Origin of the sequence: Hyphomonas atlantica corrig. (genome assembly GCF_000682715.1) — a bacterium.
Lineage (GTDB): Bacteria > Pseudomonadota > Alphaproteobacteria > Caulobacterales > Hyphomonadaceae > Hyphomonas > Hyphomonas atlantica.
The window spans coordinates 244,817-251,265 of the sequence record NZ_AWFH01000034.1; the positions used below are offsets into that span (position 1 = coordinate 244,817).

General features: G+C 65.1%; 7 protein-coding genes. All 7 read right to left on the minus strand.

Annotated features, from left to right (window positions below; all coding sequences use genetic code 11):
• Positions 1 to 82: 82 nt before the first annotated feature.
• Positions 83 to 1,297 carry a P-type conjugative transfer protein TrbL gene (gene trbL / locus HY36_RS12595; protein WP_241764200.1) on the minus strand — a complete coding sequence of 405 codons (1,215 nt, stop codon included), beginning with the start codon at positions 1,295 to 1,297 and terminating at the stop codon, positions 83 to 85.
• Between the two features lie 4 nt (positions 1,298 to 1,301).
• Complete coding sequence (trbJ, locus tag HY36_RS12600) at positions 1,302 to 2,027, minus strand: P-type conjugative transfer protein TrbJ (RefSeq protein WP_035553318.1); 726 nt, start codon at positions 2,025 to 2,027, stop codon at positions 1,302 to 1,304.
• On the minus strand, positions 2,012 to 4,441 hold the full coding sequence (trbE, locus tag HY36_RS12605) for a conjugal transfer protein TrbE (RefSeq protein WP_035553320.1): 2,430 nt from the start codon (positions 4,439 to 4,441) through the stop codon (positions 2,012 to 2,014). Before trbE ends, trbJ begins: the two co-directional genes overlap by 16 nt.
• Positions 4,435 to 4,665 carry a VirB3 family type IV secretion system protein gene (locus HY36_RS12610; RefSeq protein WP_420896679.1) on the minus strand — a complete coding sequence of 77 codons (231 nt, stop codon included), beginning with the start codon at positions 4,663 to 4,665 and terminating at the stop codon, positions 4,435 to 4,437. Before HY36_RS12610 ends, trbE begins: the two co-directional genes overlap by 7 nt.
• Before the next feature lie 41 nt (positions 4,666 to 4,706).
• Positions 4,707 to 5,006: a TrbC/VirB2 family protein gene (locus HY36_RS12615; RefSeq protein WP_241764201.1), complete on the minus strand. Its 300-nt coding sequence runs from the start codon at positions 5,004 to 5,006 to the stop codon at positions 4,707 to 4,709.
• Between the two features lie 8 nt (positions 5,007 to 5,014).
• Positions 5,015 to 6,037 carry a P-type conjugative transfer ATPase TrbB gene (gene trbB, locus HY36_RS12620; protein WP_051602764.1) on the minus strand — a complete coding sequence of 341 codons (1,023 nt, stop codon included), beginning with the start codon at positions 6,035 to 6,037 and terminating at the stop codon, positions 5,015 to 5,017.
• The coding region (locus tag HY36_RS18545; RefSeq protein WP_035553328.1) for a hypothetical protein at positions 6,030 to 6,449 on the minus strand (420 nt) is incomplete at its 5' end. The genes trbB and HY36_RS18545, both read right to left, overlap by 8 nt.

Consider the following 6,449-nt stretch of genomic DNA (forward strand, 5'->3'; position numbering starts at 1 on the left):
GATGTGCCGCCACCCGGCCGGTCACCGTCGCGCACAGCCGCGGCGGCCATCATGCCGGCATCTCGGGTCGACTGGTCGCGCCTTATGCGCCGGGCCCAGTCGGGGGATGCATTGGGCCGCCTGTCGGCGCTGCATTGGGCGCGCCGGTGCCGCCGGTCGCCGCAAAGGCGGCCCGCGCGCCTGCCTGATGGCGCTCGCCGGGCGATCCGAAGGCACGCCGGGCAAAGTTGCGAGCCCCGGAAGCCGTTGCCCGGACGCCGGCGCCTGCGACACCGCTCATGCCGGCCATGGCGGCACCGGCACCGGTCTTGCCGGAGGCGGCGGCGTTCATCTGGTAGGCGGTCCGGGCCCCGCCCGTCATGGAGGCCGCCGCGCCGACGGCGCTGCCCGCGCCACCGCCTGCCGTCCTGATCCCGGACGCTGCCATGGTGCCGCCCGCGACGGTTCCGGCGGCAACGCCGGCTGCGGTGCCGATGGCGGCGCCAGCGCCCAGCTGCGGGGCACCGGAAACAAGCCCCGTTGCGATGCCGGGGCCGAACAGGCCGAGCGCCAGGAAGGCGAGCGAACCGAGGATGACGGATGCGGCCTGTTCGAGCGTCACCTCGTCCGGCTGGAAGGTGGAGGTGATGGACGAAAAAATGGTCGAACCGATGCCGACGATGATCGCCAGCACCATGAGCTTGATGCCGGAGGCGATGACATTGCCGAGAACTTTCTCGGCGAGGAACGATGTCTTGTTCCAGAGCGCGAACGGGATCAGCACGAAGCCGGCGAGCGTCGTCAGCTTGAACTCGATGATCGTGACGAAGAGCTGGATCGCAAGAAAGAAGAAGGCAAGCAGCGTAATGATCCAGGCAAGGAACAGGACGGCGATGATCACGAAGTTCTCGAAGAAGGCGAGCGGGCCGGTGAGTTTCTCGATTTCATCGAGCAGGGGCAGGGCGGCGTCGAACCCGGTCGCCGCGACGAAGCCCGGCTTCATGATGTCGTCGGCCGTGATCGTGCCCCCGGTCGCGTTCAGCCCCAGTTGCGCAAAACTCGTAAACACCACGTCCGAGAGAAGCGCGAAATTGCCGAGGATGAGCGCGAAGGCGCCGACATAGAGGACTTTCTTGAGGAACCGGCCGATAATGTCCGTGTCCGGACCCATGGCCCAGAAGAGGCCTGCGAGCGTGATGTCGATCGCGATCAGAGCGCTTGTCAGGAAAGCGACATCCGGCTGTAGCAGGCCGAACCCGCTATCGATGTAAGAAGAGAAGGTTGCGACGAACTGGTCGATGACACCAAGGTCTTCCATCGCCTCAATCCCTCGTATAGGCGAAGCCGTCGCCGACGAAGCGCTTGTGACGGATGCGGGCCTGTTCCTCGATGGCAGCCCGGCGGGATTCTTCGAGCGCCACCATCCGGTACTGCGCGGCCATCAGCTGCTGCATCTGCATCTGTTGCTCGACCGAGAGGGCGACCAGCTGGTTGCCGGCTTGCGCGACTGACAGATTGCCCGTGGCAGCCTGGCTTTCGTCCACAAGGTCGGTCAGCGTCTCGCGCGCGTCCGCGATCGAGGTCACGATCCCCGACTGGACCTGGATCGAGGCGCGGAACGCGTCGCGGCTGATCCGCCACTGGTCGGCGGCCTCAGTGACGATTTCCTCATTGGTGAGGTCTTCATAGGAGTCCGGGAAGGCTTCGCGGTACTGGCGCTCGGATTGCTCGACTTCGTAAGTGACTTCGCCGGCTTCCCGCATCAGCGTGTCGATGCGTTCGAGCAGGCGTTTCAGGTGTTCAATTGAGGCATAGTCGAGCCGCTTCAGATCTTCGGCCTGGTTCACCAGCATCTGCGCCTCATGCTGGAGCTGCTGGATCTGGTTGTTGATCTGTTCGAGCGTGTGCGTGGCGGTCAGGATGTTCTGGACGAGGTTGGTCGGGTCGATCACGATATCGCCGACGCCGAGCAGGGCGTGTGCCGATGGGGCGGCCAGTCCAAACGTAGAGACCGATCCGAGCAGAAGGGCGATCATTCGGCGGCGCATGGCATCTCTCCTTCCGCTGCGATGAGGTCCGCGGCCCAGTGGAGCCCGCGCGCAGCAAGCCAGGCTGGCGCAAAGCCCTCTGGACCAACCGACGCAAGAATTTCGGAAATCAGCTTCTGGTCGGCTTTCGTGCCGGCAGCGCAGAAGGCGAGGGCGACCGGCCCGAGGTCGAGATCGAACAGCCGGTTGCCGTCCGGCGTCTGAACATAATAGTCCCGCTTCGGCGTCGCCCGCGCGATCAGTTCGACCTGACGGGCATTGAGTCCGAACCCTTCATAGGCCGCACGCTGCGAAGGCTCCTCGGCCCGCGCATTGGCGAGGAAGATGCGCGTGGGCGCGCTCTCGATCAGGCTTGGCGCGATTGAACTCGCTGCAATGTCCGACAAGCTCTGCGTCGCGAACACGACGGACACATTCTTCTTGCGCAGCGTCTTCAGCCAGTCGCGCAGGCGTCCCGAAAACATCGGATGATCGAGGAACAGCCAGGCCTCGTCGAGGATGAGCATTGTCGGGCGCCCGTCGAACCGGGCTTCAAGTTTTGTGAACAGGTGCGCCAGCACAGGGGCGGCGAGCCGCTTGTCCTGCATCAGCGCCTCCATTTCGAAGCAGAGCACGTCGCCGGCTTCGAGATTAACCTCATCGGCATCCAGCAGGGCGCCATAGGGCCCGGCCAGCGTGTAGGGTTCCAGCGCCTGCCGGAGGTCCGGGATCTGGAGGAGGGCCACCAGCCCTGTCAGCGTGCGCTGTGCGACCGGCGCCGCGCCAAGGCTTTGCAGCGCCGTCCAGACAGCCTGCTTCACCTCCGGCGTCACCGTGACACCTTCCTGCTCGATCAGTCCCAGTACCCACGCCTGAGCCGCAGCGAGACCGCCCTCGCCGTCGACATCTCTCAAAGGCTGGAAAGCAAGGTCGCCTTCGAGACCGAGGTCGTACCAGGTGCCGCCCAGCGCGAGCGTCGCACAGCGCGCTGAGGCACCCTTGTCGAAGAGGAAGACCTGCGCCTGTTCATAGCGGCGGAACTGCAGCGCCAGCAGGGAAAGCAGCACCGACTTGCCGGCTCCGGTCGGCCCGACCACCATCATGTGGCCGACATCGCCCTGATGGGTGACCAGCCGGAATGGGGTCGAACTCGCGGAGCGCGCCATCAGCAGGGGCGGTCCATCCAGATGCGCATTGCGCTCCGGCCCCGCCCAGAGCGAAGAGAGCGGCGCCATATGGGAGAGGTTGATCGTGTTCAGGAGCGGCTGGCGGACATTGGCATAGGCTTCGCCCGGCAGCGTGCCGAGCCAGGCTTCGATGGCGTTGACGCTTTCCGCAACGCAGGTGAACCCGCGCCCGCGGATGACACGTTCGACAGCGCGGATTTGGTCTTCGGCGATGCCGGCATCCTCATGCCGGACGATAATCGCTGTCGTGCAGTATCCGAAGGCGACATGGCCGGCGCCAATGGCCTGCAGGGCTTCGTCCGCATCGGCGGCCTGATTGTCGGCGTCCGTGTTGAGCAGCGTTGCGGGCTCGTTGGTGAGGATTTCTCGGAGGTAGGAGGTCAGCGACCGGCGCTTGGCGAACCAATTGCGGACATAGGCATTGAGCGTCTTCTCGGCATCTGGTTTGTCGAGGGGCAAGAACCGCGTCACCCAGCGATAGGCAAAGCCGAGTTGGTCGAGGTCCGAGAGCAGTCCCGGCTCGCCTGTCGCCGGGAACCCGTTGATTGTAAGGACCCTCAGCGTCTCCTCGCCAAGTCGGGGTGACAGACCGCCGGTCAGCGGCGTATCGACCAGAAGCGCATCGAGACACATCGGCACGGACGGTGCCAGCACCTCCTGTCGCGCCGTGGAGATACAGGCATGGAGATAAGTCAGCGTCTCATCGTCACTGAGGAACCGCGCCTCCGGCATCAGATCCGCCATCATGTCGCGCGCACGGATCGTCTCGGTTTCGAAATGGGCAAGGTGCTCGCTCCAGAAGGCCGCCGGGGCATCTGCCGGATCCTCGATGAAGAGCTGTTCGATCCTTGCCGTCCGGTCGGCCGGTGGCATCCAGGTGAGGGTGAGATAGCAGTCGGTTTCGAAGTGCCGGCCTGCCTCCTCGAAGGCTGCGCGGCGTTCTTCGTCGACCAACCAGGCCGCCGGATCGCGCCAGGAACTTTCGGGATAGGTGACCGACGGTCTGCGGTCGGCTTCGATATGCAGCGCCCAGCCGGAGCCGAACCGGCGGAGGAGATTGTTCATGCGGGCGGTGACGGCGACCAGTTCCTCCGCCGTCGAACTTTCAAGGTCGGGGCCGCGATAGGCAATCGTCCGCTGCAGGCTGCCATCCTTGTTGAGGATAATGCCGGGCGCGATCAGGCAGGCCCATTTGAGATGGTCGGCGAGGGAGGCCGGGCGGGCGCGGTATTCACGAAGGTTCAGCATGCGTAATAGGCCTTCTGGCGGATGTGCCGGATCAGCACGTCTGTGAATTGCGGATCACGCCTTGCAGCGAAGACGCAGAGTCCCTGCGCGACGATCCAGAAGACGAGCCCCACGACCCAGAGCTGGAGACCGATGCCGAGTGCGGCGGCCAGCGTGCCATTGACGATGGTCGCGAGCCTCGGTGCGCCGGCCAGCAGGATCGGCGCGGTGAGCGAACGATGCACCGGCACGCTGTAGCCGGGTGGGAGGGGCGACGGTTCTGCCATCAGAGCGTTGCCCCACCGCCGAAGGAGAAGAAGGAGAGGAAGAACGAGGTCGCGGCAAAGGCGATCGACAGGCCGAACACGATCTGCAGGAGCTTTCGCATGCCGCCGCCGCTCTCGCCGAAGGCAAGGCCGAGCCCCGTCAGGATGATGACGATGGTGGCAAGGATCTTGGCGACCGGGCCTTCGATGGATTCGAGGATTGATTGCAGCGGGGCTTCCCAGGGCATGCCGGAACCGGCTGCATGGGCGGGAAACGCAATCGCGGCGACGAGCAAGCTCAGGCTGAGGCCCTTGATCATGTCTCTGTTCATTGGGGAGGTGTCCTTTCAGGTGCGGTTGAGAGAAGCGGTTCAGAAAAGGGAAGGCTCGGCAGGACGAGCTGCAGGTCCGGCTGAACGGGGCTGAGGTCGTAGCCGCCGCGTCCGAGGCCGTTCATGCGCGAGACCGTCTCGACCCGGTGCCGGCCGGCGCGCCGCGAGATGTAGACGACGCAGTCGATCGTTTCGGCGATGAGGTCGTGCGGAACCTGGGCCGAGGTTTCGCCGATCAACTGTTCGAGCCGGGAGAGGCCGCCAAGGGCAGAATTCGCATGCAATGTGGCGATCCCGCCTGGATGGCCGGTATTCCAAGCCTTCAGCATGTCGAGCGCCTCGGCACCCCGGACTTCGCCGATAATGATCCGGTCGGGGCGCAGGCGCAGCGTCGAGCGTACGAGGTCTGCGAGGGTCACGGACCCAGGCTGCGTGCGCAGCTGCACAGTATCCTCGGCCGCCGAAACAAGCTCCCGCGTATCTTCGAGGATGACGAGCCGGTCGCCGGTCCGGGCGATTTCGGCGAGGAGCGCATTGGCGAGCGTTGTCTTGCCCGAGCCCGTGCCACCGACGACGAGGATATTTTCGCGATCAAGCGCGGCTCGCCGCAAGGCCTCGGCGTGATGGGCAGCCATGACGCCAGAGGGGACATAGTCATCCAGAGCGATGATCCGGCCCGCAGGCTTGCGGATCGAAAAGCAGGGTCCCGGCGCAACCGGCGGCAACACACCTTCGAACCGTTCCCCGCCCATCGGCAGTTCTGCCGATACAATGGGCGAGCCAGCATCCGCGCGCCGTCCCATATGGCTGGCAACCAGGCGGATGACGCGTTCCGTATCGGCGGTAGGCATCAGGCCCGTTTCGATCCGCCCGCTCCCGTGGCGCTCGACCCAGAGCCGGCCATCGGGATTGATCATGATCTCGACCACGGCGGGATCGTCCAGCGCCGCAACAATCTCGTCTCCGAGCGCCGTCACCAGCATGGCGCGGGTCCGTACAAGGCTCGTCGTGTCACGCATCGGCCCGCTCCTCAGTCAGAGGTCCAGTATCGCTTTCGAAGCTGGCCGCTTCCGCCGTCACATCCTCGACGGCGTTCTGGAGAATGCGCTGTCCTGACCGGAGCGCCTCGGCGACCTGACGGACAAAGAGATCGAACCGGAGATCGCCCTTGGCGCGCGCGGCTTCCACCTGGTTGGCGGGTACCGGCGGTGTCACCGTCAGGAAATAATGCACGAAGGTCGCGAGCGTTTCGGCAAGGACGAGATTGTCCCGCTCGATCCGTCCGAACTGCCGCGTCAGCCGGTCGAGCCGGCGATTGATGGCGGCTTCGCGTTGATTGTCGGCCTCGCCGGAGAAATAAGCCACCAGCGCCCGGTCGACGATCGCGCTTTCTGAGAGGCCTGGCCTGCCCCACAGGGGTGATCCACCAGA